Origin of the sequence: Thermus sp. (genome assembly GCF_037444525.1) — a bacterium.
Classification (GTDB): Bacteria; Deinococcota; Deinococci; order Deinococcales; family Thermaceae; genus Thermus.
On the sequence record NZ_JBBIMD010000029.1, the window covers coordinates 1 to 16,557 of the forward strand.

Annotated in this window: 15 protein-coding genes; 3 read left to right on the plus strand and 12 right to left on the minus strand. The window is 58.5% G+C overall.

The genetic code is table 11. The features are described from left to right. Window positions 1-371: 371 nt before the first annotated feature. The 10 genes from WKI94_RS06220 to WKI94_RS06265 form a co-directional block, all read right to left on the minus strand. Entirely contained in the window at window positions 372-1,595 is a 1,224-nt protein-coding gene (locus WKI94_RS06220) for a glycosyltransferase family 4 protein (protein ID WP_337844930.1), read from the minus strand. A gap of 5 nt (window positions 1,596-1,600) precedes the next feature. After that, entirely contained in the window at window positions 1,601-2,737 is a 1,137-nt protein-coding gene (locus tag WKI94_RS06225) for a glycosyltransferase (RefSeq protein ID WP_337844905.1), read from the minus strand. 96 nt (window positions 2,738-2,833) lie between these two features. Beyond that, window positions 2,834-3,949 (minus strand): glycosyltransferase, encoded by a 1,116-nt coding sequence (locus WKI94_RS06230; protein WP_337844906.1) that lies wholly within the window; start codon window positions 3,947-3,949, stop codon window positions 2,834-2,836. Next, a complete protein-coding gene (locus WKI94_RS06235) occupies window positions 3,946-5,187 on the minus strand; it encodes an O-antigen ligase family protein (protein ID WP_337844907.1) in 1,242 nt (413 codons plus the stop codon). Before WKI94_RS06235 ends, WKI94_RS06230 begins: the two co-directional genes overlap by 4 nt. Beyond that, window positions 5,148-6,431, minus strand: a complete 1,284-nt coding sequence (locus WKI94_RS06240) for an oligosaccharide flippase family protein (protein WP_337844908.1) — start codon at window positions 6,429-6,431, stop codon at window positions 5,148-5,150. Before WKI94_RS06240 ends, WKI94_RS06235 begins: the two co-directional genes overlap by 40 nt. Beyond that, window positions 6,428-7,519: a DegT/DnrJ/EryC1/StrS family aminotransferase gene (locus tag WKI94_RS06245; RefSeq protein ID WP_337844909.1), complete on the minus strand. Its 1,092-nt coding sequence runs from the start codon at window positions 7,517-7,519 to the stop codon at window positions 6,428-6,430. Before WKI94_RS06245 ends, WKI94_RS06240 begins: the two co-directional genes overlap by 4 nt. 24 nt (window positions 7,520-7,543) lie before the next feature. Continuing rightward, window positions 7,544-8,122, minus strand: coding sequence for an acyltransferase (locus WKI94_RS06250; protein WP_337844910.1), 579 nt, complete (start codon window positions 8,120-8,122; stop codon window positions 7,544-7,546). Window positions 8,123-8,127: 5 nt separating this feature from the next. Further along, window positions 8,128-9,039: a Gfo/Idh/MocA family oxidoreductase gene (locus WKI94_RS06255; protein WP_337844911.1), complete on the minus strand. Its 912-nt coding sequence runs from the start codon at window positions 9,037-9,039 to the stop codon at window positions 8,128-8,130. After that, window positions 9,036-10,310, minus strand: a complete 1,275-nt coding sequence (locus tag WKI94_RS06260) for a nucleotide sugar dehydrogenase (RefSeq protein WP_337844912.1) — start codon at window positions 10,308-10,310, stop codon at window positions 9,036-9,038. Before WKI94_RS06260 ends, WKI94_RS06255 begins: the two co-directional genes overlap by 4 nt. A 41-nt stretch (window positions 10,311-10,351) precedes the next feature. Continuing rightward, window positions 10,352-11,221 carry a sugar phosphate nucleotidyltransferase gene (locus WKI94_RS06265; protein WP_337844913.1) on the minus strand — a complete coding sequence of 290 codons (870 nt, stop codon included), beginning with the start codon at window positions 11,219-11,221 and terminating at the stop codon, window positions 10,352-10,354. A gap of 78 nt (window positions 11,222-11,299) precedes the next feature. Between WKI94_RS06265 and WKI94_RS06270 the strand changes: the two genes are divergently transcribed. From WKI94_RS06270 to WKI94_RS06280, 3 genes are read left to right on the plus strand one after another with little or no spacing between them, the layout of a single operon-like run. Further along, the gene (locus WKI94_RS06270) at window positions 11,300-11,776 is read left to right on the plus strand and encodes a hypothetical protein (RefSeq protein WP_337844914.1); all 477 of its coding nucleotides are present in this window, start codon (window positions 11,300-11,302) and stop codon (window positions 11,774-11,776) included. Between the two features lie 10 nt (window positions 11,777-11,786). Next, on the plus strand, window positions 11,787-13,397 hold the full coding sequence (locus WKI94_RS06275) for a hypothetical protein (protein ID WP_337844915.1): 1,611 nt from the start codon (window positions 11,787-11,789) through the stop codon (window positions 13,395-13,397). A gap of 11 nt (window positions 13,398-13,408) precedes the next feature. Continuing rightward, on the plus strand, window positions 13,409-14,776 hold the full coding sequence (locus tag WKI94_RS06280; RefSeq protein ID WP_337844916.1) for a phosphoglucomutase: 1,368 nt from the start codon (window positions 13,409-13,411) through the stop codon (window positions 14,774-14,776). Here WKI94_RS06280 and WKI94_RS06285 read toward each other — a convergent pair. Next, the gene (locus tag WKI94_RS06285) at window positions 14,773-15,882 is read right to left on the minus strand and encodes an LptF/LptG family permease (protein ID WP_337844917.1); all 1,110 of its coding nucleotides are present in this window, start codon (window positions 15,880-15,882) and stop codon (window positions 14,773-14,775) included. The genes WKI94_RS06280 and WKI94_RS06285 overlap by 4 nt on opposite strands. After that, window positions 15,879-16,499 carry a hypothetical protein gene (locus WKI94_RS06290; RefSeq protein WP_337844918.1) on the minus strand — a complete coding sequence of 207 codons (621 nt, stop codon included), beginning with the start codon at window positions 16,497-16,499 and terminating at the stop codon, window positions 15,879-15,881. The genes WKI94_RS06285 and WKI94_RS06290 overlap by 4 nt, the downstream gene beginning before the upstream one ends. Window positions 16,500-16,557 lie beyond the last annotated feature (58 nt).

Consider the following 16,557-nt stretch of genomic DNA (forward strand, 5'->3'; position numbering starts at 1 on the left):
AAGACTCTGGAGGAGCTGAGGGGGGTGATTGCGGAGCGGGTCCGGTACTACGGGGAGAGCCGCTTGCACACGGGGCTGGGGTACAGGACACCGCAGGAGGTGATGGAGGCGGAGTTGGAAAGGCTGAAGGGTCGGATCACATCAAGAGGAGGCTAAGGATGTCCAAATCTAGGGGCGCGGCTCAGTGGAGCGGGTATGGCCGTTGGTGGATGCGGTGGTGGCCAATGGGCGGGTGGGGAGGGAGGAGGAGCTTTGGGCGAGGGTGGAGTCCAGGTGCGCCTACTTGCAGGCCCAGAGGGAGCTGATTCGGAGCTATACCCTGTTCCACTGGTGGCCAGGGGGATGTTAGGGGAAAGGATCGGAAGGATTCCTTATTCTCCCCCTAAGACTTCGCCAATTAATGCTTCATATTTTTCCGCGAGGCAGCTCCACGAATAGTGTACCTCCACGTATCGTCTACCCTTTAATCCTATAGCCCAGCGTTCTTCGGGAGACATAAGAGCCATTTGACGGATAGCTTTAGCTATGGCTACAGGATCTGGAGAAACCACTAACCCCGCTCCGGATTCTTCTACGGGGTTAAGAGGAGCATCTACAGCCAATACTACAGGACGAGCCACCGCAAGATAGTCAAAGATTTTATTAGGACTTATACCCCAGCGGTATAAAGGGGATTTTAGAAAAACCATAGCAAGTACATCCGCCTCTGAAAGAAGCGTGTACACCCTATTCTTGGGAACGGGGTCTTCAAAAGATATGCTCCTTAAACCAAGCTGCTTGCTTTTCTCCTTCAATCTGGCCTTTTCAGGACCATCTCCTACAAACCTAAAGTGTATTTTGTCGCCCCAACCCTCCTGCTCCAGATAGGAAATGGCCTCTAAGAGGATGTGGAGGCCATTGGCAAACCCGTGGGTACCCGCGTACATGACCGTACACACCCCTTTGGGCTGAGGAGGAGTTGGAGGAGGAACCATTTCCAGGTCTACACCATTAGAAATCCATGTTATACGATTTGGGTCACCTCCCTTGGCGCAGATATGTTCTGAAGCTTTAGGCAAAAGTGTTACAATTCGGGAAGCTCTTTGATATAAATACCACTCCATTTTTTCCAGGAGCAGAACAAAGGGATGGCGTGCTGAAAAAGCTCCCAAATCAATAAGGGTTTGGGGCCATAAATCACGCACCTCAAAGACAAAGGGAACACCAAAGCGAGTGGCCAAACGCTCCGCAGCTAAAGCTGCCCAAAGATGAGGGCTAGACCCCACAACCACATCTGGCTTCTGAAGAAGTGTATTTGGAATACGCCAGACACGGTAGGCAAATACATTCATATTCCAAACTCGAGCCCAACTGTTTCCCCTATACGGAGGGGTACGTATCCACAAAAAGCGAACACCGTCTATGGTTTCCGCTCTATATAGCTCCCCTTTTTTGAGGCGCGTTTCTCGCCGAGTAACATGGTCAAAGCTGGAGGCGATAATTGTAACTTCGTGGCCCCTTTCGTTTAGCTTTTTGGCTAGAGAAAAGTGACGTGTACCCCCCGCTTGTTCCGGTGGGATCGCATACTGGTTTACGATCCACACTTTCTTCCCCATGTTCTTCACACGCACCTCCGCCACAGCTCTAAAAGCCTTTCTACCACATCCTCTACATTAAACTCCACCTCCACACGTGCTCTACCCGCCTCAGCTAAAGAGGCAGCAGCAATCCTGCCCCTGTAAAGAGTGTCTATCGCCTCAGCTAACGCGTAGGGGTCCTTGGGGGGCACTAGAACCCCAGCTCCCCCCCGCAGGAGTTCGGGTATGCCCCCCGTAGCCGTGGATACCACAGGAATCCCACAACTCATGGCTTCTATTAGGGAAACGGGTATTCCTTCATTAAGGCCAGCCCCCAAATCCACACTAGGTAGTACTACAAGATCCACCTTGCCTTCCTGGTATAAAGCCAGGAGTTGGTCACGAGGCAAGAACCCCAAGAAGCGAACCTGGTCCCTAAGCCCCAAATCCTTCACTTGCCGCTCTATGGTAGGTTTTAGCTCCCCTTCTCCAGCAAGCCAAAGTTCTATCTGAGGGGGCAACAACCTTAAAGCTTCCAGCAGATAGCGATGTCCCTTCACCTCAATAAAGGAAGCTGGGCAAAGCACCACAAATTTATCGTGACGAGAAGGGAGCTTTTCGGGACTTATTTCAAATGAAGTCTGCCCTGGAAGGCGTACTCCCATATGGAGAACAAGGGCACGCTCTAATGGCACCCCTCGCTCTCTAGCCATTTCTAGCGTTTTTTCCGATATGCATCTGAAAAAGCAAGCTCTCTCCGCTTTTCGTCGTAAAAGGTTATTCTCTACAATGTCCCATCGGTGCGCGGTTATACTCCAAGGAATTCCGGATATCGCGCTAGCCACCATGGCCATACTAGCTGTCGTAGCGGCCCAATGAACGTGAATGTGGTCCACCTTATACTCCAATGCAAGAAGTCCTAGCCACAGTCCCTTAGGATAAACTAGCAGATTCTTTAAAAGGTGCCTTGGGCGAGGAGTTATGAGCAAGAGGAGGGCTTCAGAGGCTCTCCTGGGCGCACGCCAAAAAGCTTTCAAGGTCCCTTTGACTATTTCCCAAGACAACAGGGGTTCACTCAACGTTCGCTTTAACAGGCGCCCGGCTTCAGTATGAGTTGGCGCCCCTCGAGGGTACATCGGAACAATCCAGAGTTCAACTCCACGGCGCAGAAGCTCCTCCACTTCAGGATAGAGAAACCCCTCACCCGCTCCAAAAGGGAACGAAGAGGTAACATACATCAATCTCATCGGGGGATCACCTCTGTAGAACGCTTCCCATTAAGCACCACTAACAACCCTCCTTGCTCTGAAGAGGTTTATATAGAGCTCGCCATATGCTTTCGCGGTTTGAGTTATATCAAAGCGCTCCAATGCACGTTTGCGTCCTTCCTGGCCCATTTGCCTAACAAGCAAAGGGTTGCGAGCCAGGCGAAGGATGGCCTCGGCAAAGGCTTTCGGATTACGAGGAGGCACCAAAAACCCATGGACCCCGTCCTCTATCAGTTCGGGCACCCCTCCTACAGCCGTAGCAATCACAGGCCGCCCCGAGGCCATGGCTTCCAAGACAACCAAAGGAGCTCCTTCCCAGTCAGACGATAAGACGACCGTATCCACCTGGCCCATGAGTTCAGGAACATCTTGGCGCAATCCCAAACATTTTACATGCTCTTGGAGCCCTCTTAGGCTGATCTGCCTTTCCACCTCCCTTCTAAGAGGTCCATCTCCCACTAGCCAGAGCTCCATGGAAGAATACTCATCAAGAGCAGTAGCAAATCCCTCTAGTAGAACAAGATGATTCTTTGGGGGCGCGAAACGAGCCACATGAAGCAATCTTAACTTCTCTTCCCCACGTGGCGGCAACCTCGCATCCAAAAAACGATTGGTGGGAATACCGTTATAAATCACAGGCGTATCAAGGTCAAGGCCATAAACCCTTTTTACTGTTTCCGCCACGGCCAAGGAAATACTTACGGGCACAACACCCAGCTTCCCAAAAGCAAGGCCGTGCACTCTTTTGCCCAGGGCATTTACTTCTCTCTGAGCAATGGTATGAATGGTGTGAACTCGGACAGGAATGTTCCCAAGAAGGGTGGGCAAAAGGGCGTAGCCTAAAGTATAGAGATGGGTATGGATAACATGCGGTCTATAGTCTAGGATTAATCGGAAAAGTTGGAGCATCACTTTTGGGTCTAGCCCCTTTCGTTTGCGAAGAAAAAAGACCTTCAGTGCTTTTCGCTCCGCCTCTTTTTCCAGAAGTGTACCCCTCGAAGGGTAGAGGCTCACAGCTACGACCTCAAAGCGTTCCTTATCCATAGCCCCCATCAAGTCTACAAGCAACCTTTCTGCACCACCAGGGCCTAAATCAGGGATAACGTGCAGAACGCGCAGTCTCATTGGTTTCGCACCTCCTTCAAGGCTAAGCTTGATCCATACAAGAAGAAGGGCACCTTTACATACTCCCAAGTGAGGGTTAAGCTGGCCACCCAATACGCCAAAAGCCCCAGCAAGAGCCCCCTGGCCAAGGGATACCGGCGCCGGATGCGAAGCAAATGCAGAAAGACAGTCAGCTGAACTAAGACAAACAACGTAAGACCAGCTATCCCAGTTTCAGCCATAACGGACAAAAAGCTATTGTGGGCTACTCCCCCACCACCATCCTCTCTAAAGAAGGTGATTTGAGCTGCAGCCTGCGAGTACTGCGGAGAAATCCAAGCAAAATTAGCTACACCTACGCCCGTCAGGGGATAAGAGGTGAAAACAGCCCACGCTGCCCTCCAAATATCCACGCGACCAGCCCAGGTGCCTTCGTCCAAAATGTTACCTATTGTTGAAATTCTCTCCATAAAAGCGGTAGCGAACTGGGACTCACGCAACACAAAAAGACTTCCTAGGACAAGCGAAAAAATCATAAGCAATATCAGAAAACCGCGGACACCTTGCCCAATCAACCCCAAGGTCAAGTTAAAAGCCGCATTCAGCAAAGCCGTTCTCGATCCGGAAAGAGGTACGACCAGAAGAGAGAGTCCACCAATTAAATGGATAACCAATCTGCTGACTTTTGGCAGGTAATCCATGGCACCAAAATACACCACCAAGAACCCGATTAAAGCCAGATTGGCATAATCGTTAGGATCTTTTCCTCCACTTGAAAAGCGGCCTGACTCAACTAACCAAGGGTTGGGGTGGGGTAGCAGAAATCCTAAGGGCAAAGAAACCACCACACCAAGCAATAAGGCAAGCCAAAATCTTACCAAGAATCTCACGGACAAGATAGAAATGGCAAAAGTGACCCCCAACAAACCTAAATATGTAAAGACTCTTTCTAAGGCCCATTCAGTGTTGGGTGCCCAGCAAGATGTTGTCCCAGACCATGCAACAAACAGAAGCAAGGCAACAGAGATGGGGGAAAAGAGGTTGGAAAAGAACCTTTTACTCGCTTTGGCATTCAAGACAACGAGACATAGGAAGATCAAAAGAACAACCGGGGTAATGTAGCGAAAGATACTTCCGAACCCAAACAAATTGTACCCATCGAAAGGCAGGCTAAACGCAAGAAGAAGGAGCAAAAACCAGAGCGCTTTCTCCAGCCCAGTCACTGGGCTAGCTGTCTCCTTACGTACCAAAGCATCCATATCTCACCTCCTATGATGATTCCCATATACACAACGGCAGCTCCGAGGGCACCAAATTCGGGAGCAAGAATATATACGAGAATCGAGGCTAGGATCAAGCGGACCAGGTTAACAAATCCATCAACTTCAGGTCTTTTTATTGTGTGAATAAGCATTGTAGCCAGACCCAAGAAAATAACCGCCATAAAGCCAAGGGAAAGGGCCAAAAAGACCACCTGGGCCCGTAAATACTCCTTGCCCAAGAGAACCTCTTGAACCGAAAAAAGGGAAAGAACAACGAGTAAGGAGAAGAGGACGTAGTATGGGACAATACTCCGCAACTTCTCTAAATAAGCCAGAGCTTCGTCCTTTTTTGTTAAACCGACCACCCGCGGGAAAAGAATGGTGCGAACAGAAACATTTAATGTGGAGAAAACCATTGAAAAAAGCAAGCCTGTCGCAAAATAAGCCACTTCCTCTATTGACCCCCGAACCGCCAAGAGGAATTGAACTGCATGGGGAATCGCGGTATAGCTGAGGCTTGACAAGGCTACCCATTGGGTATATTTTAGGGCAGACCTTACAATAGACAAATCTTCCCGAAACAACCGTGACACCCTGACTTTTTGTATCCTCTTTGATCCTCTACCCAGGCTAAACACCAGGGCTAGAGCCAAGGGGAGTATATAAGTAACCACTAGCCAAGTCAACGGTGAATTGCTCTTAAAAAGAAGCAACAGGGAAATGGCAAGGAGCCGCAAAATGGAGTAAAGTGCCATGGTGGAAGAAAAAGCTCTAAAGTTCTGGCGAGATCTGAGAACGGACTGTAGATGTATCCACAATGTTACTAAACCTCCTGTTATGATAGCCGAACTCACAATGAGCCAACTCAACCCTTCCACTCCCAAAACGCGCGAGATTAACCAGCCGATGGGTGCAGATAGCAAAAAGAGAATAAGAAAAACAAAAATCCGCAGTAGAAGAATAGCGTTTAAAAATCTCTCCTTGGACTCAGCAGTATCCCTTTCCCCAAAGAAACGAATAGTAGTCAAACCCAATCCTGCATCGCCAATCGTGCCTACAAACATAGCCAAAGACAAAGATAGCGAAAATACACCAAAACTCTCTGGGCCCAGAATGCGCGCAGCCAGAGCTTGAGTAATGAAGCTCACCAAATTATTCAATGCTGTAGAAGCCACCACTTGCAGAAAAGCCCCTCTCAAACGATAAGAGAATTCCTTAGGCCAAAAGTTGAGGAGTTTCATCCCAACAGAACTTTCTTAAAAACCGTCTCCAAATGCCACAAGGTTCCCTCAGAAAGCCAAGGCGACATAGGCAGCGAAAGAACCTCTGAAGCAATTTTCTCGGCCTCAGGCAAACTGTAACCAAGATAAGTGTATACGGGTAGCTTATGAAGGGGAGTTGGGTAATACACCATGGTCTCAATGCCCATCTCCCGAAGCCTCATCCGTACCTCATCTCGCCTACCCCCCAAAACCCGCACCGTGTACTGGTGGTAGACGTGCTTGGCGTAGGGGGCCTCATAGGGGAGAAGAAGGCCGGGGATGTCTCCCAGAAGCTCATGGTAGGCCCGGGCCACCTGGCGGCGGGCCTCGTTCCAACGGTCCACATACGGTAGCTTTACCCGAAGGATAGCAGCTTGAAGCGCATCTAGGCGGGAATTATAGCCCAAAACCTCGTTGTAGTACTTCCTTTTGGAGCCGTGAGCCCGGAGCATACGGGCTCGTTCGGCCACCTCATCGTCGTTCGTAGCAATAAGCCCCCCGTCCCCATAAGCCCCGAGGTTTTTGGAAGGAAAGAAGGAAAAAGCACCCGCATGGCCCAGGGTGCCGAGCTTCCTCCCCTTGTACTCCCCGCCAAAAGCCTGGGCCACGTCCTCTAGCACCTTAAGACCGTACTTTTCGGCCAAGGCAAGGATGGGGTTCATGTCCGCCGCTTGGCCATAGAGGTGGACTGGCAGGATGGCCCGGGTGCGAGGAGTGATGGCGGGCTCTATGAGTTCGGGGTTCAGGTTATAGGCCCTGGGGTCAATGTCCACAAAGACTGGGGTTGCCCCCACCAGGCTGATGGCCTCGGCGGTGGCGAAGAAGGTAAAGGGGGTGGTGATCACCTCGTCTCCTGGTCCTATACCTAGGGCCCTTAGGGCGATGACCAAGGCATCCGTCCCGGAGTTGACCCCTATGGCATGTTTTACCCCGAGATAGCAGGCCACCTCGGCCTCAAAAGCCTCCACCTCGGGACCTAAGATGAACTGCCCTGAGCGGAGGACCCGAGCTATAGCCCCCTGAAGCTCGCCCCAGAGCTCATTCACCTCGGGTCTAAGATCCAACATGGGTATCGGTGTCCGCTCCATGGTTCATTCCACCCGGCGCACGCCAAGCTCGCCCTCCCTAATATAAACCCGCCCACAAGCAGCGCAGGTGGCCCCCACACCCTCAAATCGCAAGGGTACCCCGCATTCGCAAGCAAACCCCATCACCCGAGCAGGCACCCCGGCCACCAAGGCATAGGGCGGAATATCCTCAGTAACTACCGCACCTGCAGCCACAAAGGCCCACTCCCCTATGGTAACCCCGCAGACAATGGTGGCGTTGGCCCCAATGGTGGCTCCCCGCTTGACTAGAGTCCTCAAGTAGTCCTCGCTCCGGTTCCTAGGGAAGGCCGCCCTGGGGGTGCGGACATTCGTGAAAACCGCACTGGGGCCTACAAAAACATGGTCTTCCAAAACCACCCCCTCGTATAGGGAAACATTGTTCTGGATCTTGCACCCCCGGCCCACCTGCACTCCCTTGGCCACGAAGACGTTTTGGCCGAGGGTGCAGTCCTCCCCAATCTCGGCCCCAGCCATGATGTGGCAAAAGTGCCAAATGCGGGTGCCTCGGCCTATCTTAGCTCCTTCATCCACATAGGCGCTCTCGTGCTTAAAGTAATCCATGGAAGTCACCTCCGGAGCAAGGGATGTGCGCGATGGGTGGGGGGCGGGCTGATCTCCGCCTTGCGAATCAGGGCAGTGGTGCAGATGGGCTCGCGGGCCACTTCTAAGCCAAACCCCTCTCCAGCAAGGGCCCTACGGTAGACCTCGGTGTGCAGGTCGGTGAAGCCTTCAGAGAACTCCACCTCCTCGCCTTCTATGGCGATGGAACGGTAGGTGCGCCATCCCTCGGCCCTTAGGGCTTCGGGGACGTAGCTTGGGTCTATGGAGAGGAACCAGCGTACCCGCGCCCTTTCCAGCTCCAGGTATCCGGCCACCACCGTGTCGGTGCGGACATGGACCTCGAGGTAGAGGGTTTTCCCAAAATACCAGTAGAGCAAGTCAAAGAAGTGGATGCCGATGTTGGTGGCAAGGCCTCCGCCCTTCCGCAGGTCCCCCTTCCAGCTCTTTAGGTACCAAGGCCCCCGACCAGTGATGTAAGTGAGGAGCACATCCTTGGCCTCGCCTGAGAGCTTTTCCTTTAAAGCCTGAAGGGCTGGGTGGACCCGGAGCTGGAGAACCGTGTAGACCCGCCGGCCGTACCGCCCTTCCAGCTCCTCCAGGCGGTCTAGGCTTTCCGGCTCTAGCACCAAGGGTTTTTCGCAGAGGGCGTGAGCCCCCTGGCGTAAGGCCATGCGGATGTGGGCCTCGTGCAGGTGGTTGGGGCTCGCGATGGCCACCCAGTCCACCGGGTGGTCCTCGAGGTGGGCCTCAAAGACTTCAGGCTCAGTAAAGAAAGCTGCTTCGGGGAAGTAACTATCCAGAATCCCCGCCGTAGCCCCAGGATCTAAGGCTGCGGTGAGCAGGTTTCCGGTATCCTTAATCGCCTTTAGATGGCGGGGAGCGATGTACCCCACTCCGATGAGGGCAAAGCGCTTCATAGGAGCACCACCTTACTGCTTTTGAAGTGCCGGGTAACCCCTCGGGTGTCCAGCACCTTTCGGGCATGTTGGAGGATCCAAGGGTAATCCAGGCTGGAGTGGTCCGTAGCAATGAGCACCAGGTCAGCCCAAGAAAGGCGTTCGGGGGTAAGGGGAACGCTTTCCATGGCAAGCCCCCCGTGGGTAAACCTAGGCACAAAGGGATCGTGGTAGACCACTTCTGCACCGTCGTTCTTAAGGAGGCGGATGACCTCTATGGCCGGGCTTTCCCGGTAGTCCCCGATGTCCTTCTTGTAGGCCACCCCCAGGACCAAGATACGGGCCCGGGAAGGAGGAACCGCAAGCTCGTTCAGGACCCTAAGGGCCTTCTCCCGAACAAACTCGGGCATCTTGCGGTTGATCTCCCCCGCCAGGGCAATGAAGTGGGTGTTGAAGTTGTACTCCTTGGCCTTCCACTCCAGGTAGTGGGGGTCCACGGGGATGCAGTGCCCTCCAACCCCAGGCCCAGGGTAGAAAGGCATGATCCCAAAGGGCTTGGTGAAGGCAGCATCCAGTACCTCCCACACATTCAGCCCCATGCGGTCACATAGGAGAGCAAGCTCGTTCACCAGGGCAATGTTCACCGCGCGGAAGGTGTTCTCAAAAACCTTGACCAGCTCTGCAGCCTTGGTGCTGGAAACGGGGACCACCTGCTCTATGGTCTGGCTGTAAAAGGCCACGGCCACCTCCAAGGATTCAGGCCCCACCCCTCCCACCACCTTGGTGGTGTTCTTCGTGGTATAGCGCTTGTTTCCCGGATCCACCCTCTCGGGAGAATGAGCTAAGAAGAAATCCTGCTCCACCTTCAGCCCACTCCCTTCCAGGATGGGAAGCATGACCTCCTCCGTGGTGCCGGGGTAAGTGGTGGACTCGAGGCTGACCAGCTGCCCAGGGCGGAGGTGCCTGGCGATTTCCCGGGTCACCCTTTCCACATACTGGAGATCCGGGGTTAAATTTCGGGTCAAGGGCGTGGGCACGCAGATCACGATAACGTCCATCTCCGGGACTCGCTCAAAACCCGTCTCCGCCACTATGAGTCCCTGAGACACCAGCTCCTTTAGCTCCTCATCCCGGACATCGGGGATGTAGTTCTCACCCCGTCTTACCCGCTCCGCCCTTCTGGGGTTCTGCTCGATCCCAATAACCCGAAATCCAACCTTGGCCTTCTCCACTGCAAAGGGAAGACCCACATACCCCAATCCCACTACCCCCACCACAGCGGAATGGTCCATAATCTTTTCAACAAGCATATCTTTAGCGCTTTTTTCCCACGTCATAGCATCCCCCAGAAGTTGAGCTGGTTCTCCCTTAGCTGTTGCAAAATCTTTTTGAGCTCCCCCACCCGGTCCTTCCGGGCCACCAGGGTCACCTTCCCCTCCCGCACGATGACCACGTCCTGTAGCCCAAGGGTGACGATGAGCTCCTCCCCTTGCGCGTAGAGGATGGCCCCACGGGTGTTCACCCCCACGTGCCGCGCCAGGGCCAGGTTCTCCTCCCCTTCCCCCCGCCAAATAGCAGGAGCATGGCGGGAAAACTCCTCCCGCCACACCGCCTTCCGCCCCACAAAAATCCCCGCGTTCCAAAAATGCCGCCCCGAACGGTATAACCCCTCCGCCCTCTCCCCGTCCGGCTTCTCCAGGAAGCGGGCCACCCGGTAAACCCTATCCCCCACCGCCTCGCCCATCTCCAAGTACCCGTAGCCCGTGGCCGGCCGGTCCGGAGGAACCCCGAGGAGGAAAAGCCCGTCCCGCCTTTCCGCCTCCTCTAGGGCAAGGCGGAGATCTTCCCGGAAGGCCCTCTCGTCCCCCACGTAGTGGTCCGCAGGGAAAAAGGCCACCGTCCCCTCAGGGAGAGCCTTCAAGGCAAAGGCCACCGCGAAAGCCGTGTCCTTGGGCTCGGGCTCCACCAGGAGGCCATCCTCCCCTAACCAAGGGAGTTCCTCCCGCACCAGGGGCACTAAGTGGGGAGGGACCACCACGTAGATCCTTTCCTCGGGGAAAACCCCAAGGAGCCTCTCCCCCGTGGCCTGGAGGAGGCTCTTGCCCCCAAAAAGCCGCAAGAAAGGCTTGGGGCGCTTGGGGGTGGAAAGGGGCCAGAACCTCTCCCCCTTGCCCCCAGCCAGAATGACCCCAAAGCGGCCCACGGTTCCCAGGTTACCAAATGCCTGGGAAAAGGGGGTCACATTTGCACAGCAGGACCCCGGAAGGGGGAAAATGTTTCCATGCGCTGGATCCTTTTCCTCCTTATCCCCCTAGCCCTAGCCCAGGGGGACTGGCGCCTCAGCAAAACCCGCACGGAGATCCTTGGGGAGGCGGGGGCTTGGCGCTACACCCTAAGCCCCCGCACGGAGGAAGCCCGGGCCCTGTGGCAGGCCCTGGTGGTCCAGTACCGGGAGCATCTTAAAGGGGGGTACTGGGTGGGCCTGGGGCGCTGGCGGCTCTACTTCCGGGGTGGGGCCCTGCTCCTGGACCGGGGCTGCCTGGAAGTACAGCTCGCCTGCCTCACCCCGGGGGCCCTGCCCGGGCCCAAGGAAAGGCAGGACCGCTTCCTATTGGAGATGGGGACCCTTCTGGACCGGGCTCTAGGGGAGCTTGGGCGTACGGGGGGAAGGCTTACCCTCACGGGGCTTTTCCGGGTGGACCTGGAAGCCCCAAAACCCCCGCCCCACCGGGCCTACCCCTCGGGGTGGAGGCCTTAGAATGCGGCCCATGCGCTGGGTGGTTCCCCTCTTCCTTTTGGGGCTTGCCCTAGCGGGCCCCTGCGCGGAAAGGCCCTACACCCTGGAGACAGAAGACGGGCTTTTGGGCGGGGAAAACCTCTCCTATGACGGGGAGACCCTGGTCTTTGAGGGGCGGGCCTGCTTGGAGCGGGAAGGGCTCCTTCTGGAAACCTCCGCCCTCCGCTACCGGGAGGGGGAAGGCTTCCAGGGGGAAGGCCTCAAGGGGGAGGCCGAGGGCTGGGCCCTCGAGGCGGAACGGCTGGAGGGCAAGGGGTTAAGGGGGGTCTGGCTCCGCAAAGGGCGCCTAGTGGCCCAGGTGGAGGAGGTGGTCTTGGAAAGCCCCCCCAAGGGGAAGGGGGTCCTCCTCACCACCCCCGCCTACCGGGTAAGGGCGGAAGAGGCGGTGTTCCGGCAGGAAGAAGCCCTCCTCAAAGGCTTCCTCGCCACCCCCTGCCCCTGCGGGGAGGACGTGCGCCTGGAGATGAGGGAGGCCCGCTTTGACCCCGGCACGGGGGAGCTTAAGGGCGACGCCCGGCTGGGCCTATACGGGCTGGAGATCCCCCTGGAGGACGCCCGGGCCAACGCCAACCGGCGGCCCGACCTGAAGGTGCCCCTCCTCCTCTCCGCCTCGGAGGCCGGGGGGGTGGCCCTGGGGGTGGAGGACCTCCCCCTTCCCCGCCCCGGGGAGGAGGTGGGGGCCTGGCCCTTACGGTTCACCCTCTTAGCCCTACGGTCGGAGAAGGAGACCTGGGGGATACGGGTAGGGCTTCGGGAGGGGAGGGTGGGGGCAACGCTGCAAGCCGGCCTGGATGCAGGGATCCAGGCCTTTTGGGAAGACCTCTTCCTAAGCTTCATCCCCTACCCCGAAGACGCGACCACCCCCCGCCTCGAGGCCCGCTACGCCCCCACCTTCCGCCTGGGGAACCTCGCCCTTAGGCCCTTCCTCCGCTACGCGGAAACCCAAAGCGCCCAAGGGTGGACCCTGGGGCTAGAGGGGAACCACCGCTTCTCCCTCCAAGAAGGCCCCTTCCGCCTCACCCTTGCCCCTTCCCTCCTCCTCGCCCTCTACCACCCCCAGAAGGAGGCCTACGCCGCCTTTGGGGGAAGCCTGGCCCTGGCCTACCAGGAAGGCCCCTTGGGCCTCGAGGGGGCTTACGCGGGCCGGTACGAACCCCTAGGGAAAACCCCCCTCTACGCCTACGAGGAGCGGGACGAGTTCCAGACCCTAAGCCTCAGGGCCCGCTACGGCGGCCTAAGCCTGGGCTACACCCTGGAAAACCCCTTGGGGAACCGGCTGGACCGCCTGGAAGGGGGCTACGAGGACCCCCGCCTGGGCGCCTTCCGGGCCGGGCTCTTCTGGGGGAGCTACGCCGAGGTGCGCCTGGGCTACGCCATGCCCCTGCCCAACCGGACTTGTTGCGAGGCCCTGTGGCTCGCCCCCGAGGTGGGCTTTGGGGAAGGGGCCCTGAGCCGCTACGGCCTCACCCTGCGCTACTACGACGGCTGCCTCGCCTACGAGCTCCGCTTCCAGAACGTCCTAAAGGGGCAGTACGGCGAGGCCACGGGCCCACGCCTGGCCTTCAGCGCCACGCTTCGCTAAACTTTTGAGGTATGAAGATCCGCTTCGGCACCGACGGCTGGCGGGGGATCATCGCCCGGGACTTCACCTTCCACAACCTAGCCCGGGTGGCCACCGCCTATGGGCGCTACCTCCTGGAAAAGGGCGGGAAGAGCGTGGTGGTGGGGTACGACACCCGCTTCCAGGCCGGGGCCTTCGCCGAGGAGGCGGCAAGCCTCCTCCAGGGCATGGGCCTCAAGGCCTACCTCTTGAAGGGCCCCCATCCCACCCCCATGCTCTCCTTCGCGGTGCGCCACCTGGGGGCGGATGGGGGCCTCATGCTCACCGCCAGCCACAACCCCCCCGAGTACCTGGGGGTGAAGCTGAAAGGGCCCTATGGGGGCAGCGCCCTGGAGGAGGAGGTGAAGCGGGTGGAGGCCCTGGTGCCTGAAACCCCCGAGGAGGCCCGGGGCACCCCCGAGCCCTTGGAGATCCGCCCGGCCTACTTTGACCACCTGAAGGGCCTTTTGGACCTCGAGGCCCTGGCCCGCTTCCCCGGCGTCCTCTACCACGACGCCATGGGGGGCGCGGGGGATAGCCTCCTATCCGCCTTCTTCCGCCACGTGGGGCTTGGGGTGGAGGTGCGGGAGCTCCACAACATCCCCCACCCCCTCTTCTACGGGGTAAACCCCGAGCCCCTGCCCAAGAACCTAAAGACCCTCCTCGCGGTCCTAGGCCCCGAGGAGCCCCCCACCTTCGCCGCGGTCACCGACGGGGACGCGGACCGCATCGCCGCCGTCCTCCCCGGAGGGCGCTTCTTCAACCCCCACCAGGTCTTCGCCGTCCTCCTCCACCACCTCCACCGGAAGGGCCTAAGGGGCCTGGTGGTGAAGAACTTCGCCGTGTCCTGGCTGATTGACCGCCTAGGGGAGAAGCTGGGCCTTAGGGTGCGCACTACCCCCGTGGGCTTCAAGTGGATCACGGAGGCCTTCCTCGAGGAGGACGTCCTCATCGGGGGGGAGGAGTCCGGTGGGATTGGGGTGAAGGGCCACCTCCCGGAGCGGGATGGGCTCCTAAACACCCTCCTTCTCCTGGAGAGCGTGGCCCAAACGGGGAAGGACCTGGGAACGCAGTTCGCCGAGCTGGAGGCCCTCACCGGCCTCACCCACGCCTACGATCGCCTGGACCTCAGGATCCCCACGGAGGGCCTCCTAGAGCGGCTTAGGGAACCCAAGCCCCTAGCCGGCCTTACCCCCAAGGGCGTGGAGGACCTGGACGGGGTGAAGTGGATCTACGAGGAGGCCTGGGTCCTCTTCCGCCCCTCGGGCACCGAGCCCGTGGTGCGCATCTACGCGGAAGGTACCTCGGAGGAAGCGGTGCGGGCCCTTCTCAAGGAGGCCGAGGCCCTGGTCAGAGCCTAGCGCAGGAGGGCCCTAAGCCCGAGGAGGAGGAAGAGGAGGTCCGCCCCCCAGGCCCCAAGCTCGGGGGGCAGGGCCCCAATGCCCGCCAGGGAGCGGCCCAGGAAGAAAGCCCCGTAGTAGCCGAGGGCCAGGAGGACGCTTAAGCCCAGGGCAAGCCCCGTGCTCCGCCCGTAGCGGAGGGCCATGGCCGCGGCCAGGAGGACCAGGACCAGGTTGGCTAGGGGCAGGGCCAGCTTGGAGTGGAACTCCAGCCGTGCCCGGAAGCGCTCCAGGGGGGCCAGGAAGGGGTCTCGCATCTTCCGGAAGGCCTCCGTGAGGCTATCCTGGCCGAAGCTGAAGGTGTCGGCGTAGTCGGCAATGGCCCGGGCCCGGGAAAGGTCGGACGCCACCTCCAGGACCTTCCCCTGGCTCACCGCCCGGAAGACCTTCCGCACCTGGGCGAGGAGGTCTTCTGCCCCTTCCAGCCCTGGCACCGCCCGGAAGTCCACCCGGTAGAAGCGGTAGTCCTCCAGGGTGATGACCTTGCCCTGCCAGTAGCCCCTTTCAGCAAAGAGGAAGGTGGCCTCCTCCCCCTGGAAGGCCACGATGCGCACCTTGCGCATGGCCTTCTTTTCCCATTCAAATGCCTCAAAGTAGAGGGCCTTCCCCTTGCCGATGGGGATCTCCAAGCCCACCAGGCGGTGGAGGCCTGCCCCCTCGGTGTGGATCTCGTCCCACCAGGCCACCCGTACCCGCTCGTTGAAGTAGGGGACGAGCACCTCCTGCAGGTACAGGGCCATCCCCGAAAGGACCGCGCCCACAAGGAGAAGGGGCAGCGCCGCCCGGTAGAGGGGCACCCCCCCGGAGAGGAGGGCGAACTGGGCCCCTTCCGCAGAGAGCCTGCCGAAGACCAACACGGTGGTGGTCACCAGGGCGATGGGAAAGACCTGGACCAGGACCCCGGGGATGTGGTAGGAAAGCCAGCGAAGGACCTTTAGAAGGGGCACCCCCTCCAGCCACCGGGCCCCCGCATAGAAGAAGCCGAAGAGGTAGACTGCGGTGAGGAAGAGGAGGGAAAGGAAAAGAAGGGGGAGGCTTTCTTTCAGGATGTGGCGGTAAAGGGTCATGGGAGGCGGCGGGCGTAGGCCTCGAGGCGCCGGGCCCCTTCGGGGAGCTTGGTGGTGGCCTGGACCTTGCCCCCGGCAAAGCGAAGGAAAAGCTTGGCCGAAGCCCCTTGGCCCTTTAGGGTGGCCCGGCCCTCCCGGTAGGTAAAGCGCCCCAGGGCCAGGGCCTCCCGACCTCTCAGGTCCACCACCAGGGCCTCGGCCTCGAGGCCCGGGCTTTGGGCCCGCACCCCACCCTTGAGGACCACGATGTCCTCCCCGAAGAGGGCCAGGGCCCTTTCCGCCCGCACCTCCTTGAAATCGGCGTTGGTGAAAAGGAGGGCGGTAAAGCGGGCCTCTTGCTTGGGGATATCGTGCTCCAGGGCCTCGGCGCGGAAGGTCTCCTTCTCCGAGAGGAGCTCCACCCCGCGGGCCCGGATAAAGGCCCCCTCCTTGTACTCAATGTAGATCCCTTTCAAGCGAAGGCCGTTTTCGTTATCGGTGATCACCCCCCCTTGGGGCAGGGTGGTGACCCCGGTGTCCAGGTTGACCCGCTGGGGCCCGTAAGGCTCCACGCTGAAGGCGGCGAAACGGGCCGCCAGGGCCAGGCTCAGGAAAAGGGCCAAGGCAGCACCCCTCATGACCCTAACTCTACCCCCTCCCCTTGAGAGCGGTCTTAGAGAAGGACGGGGCAGGCCC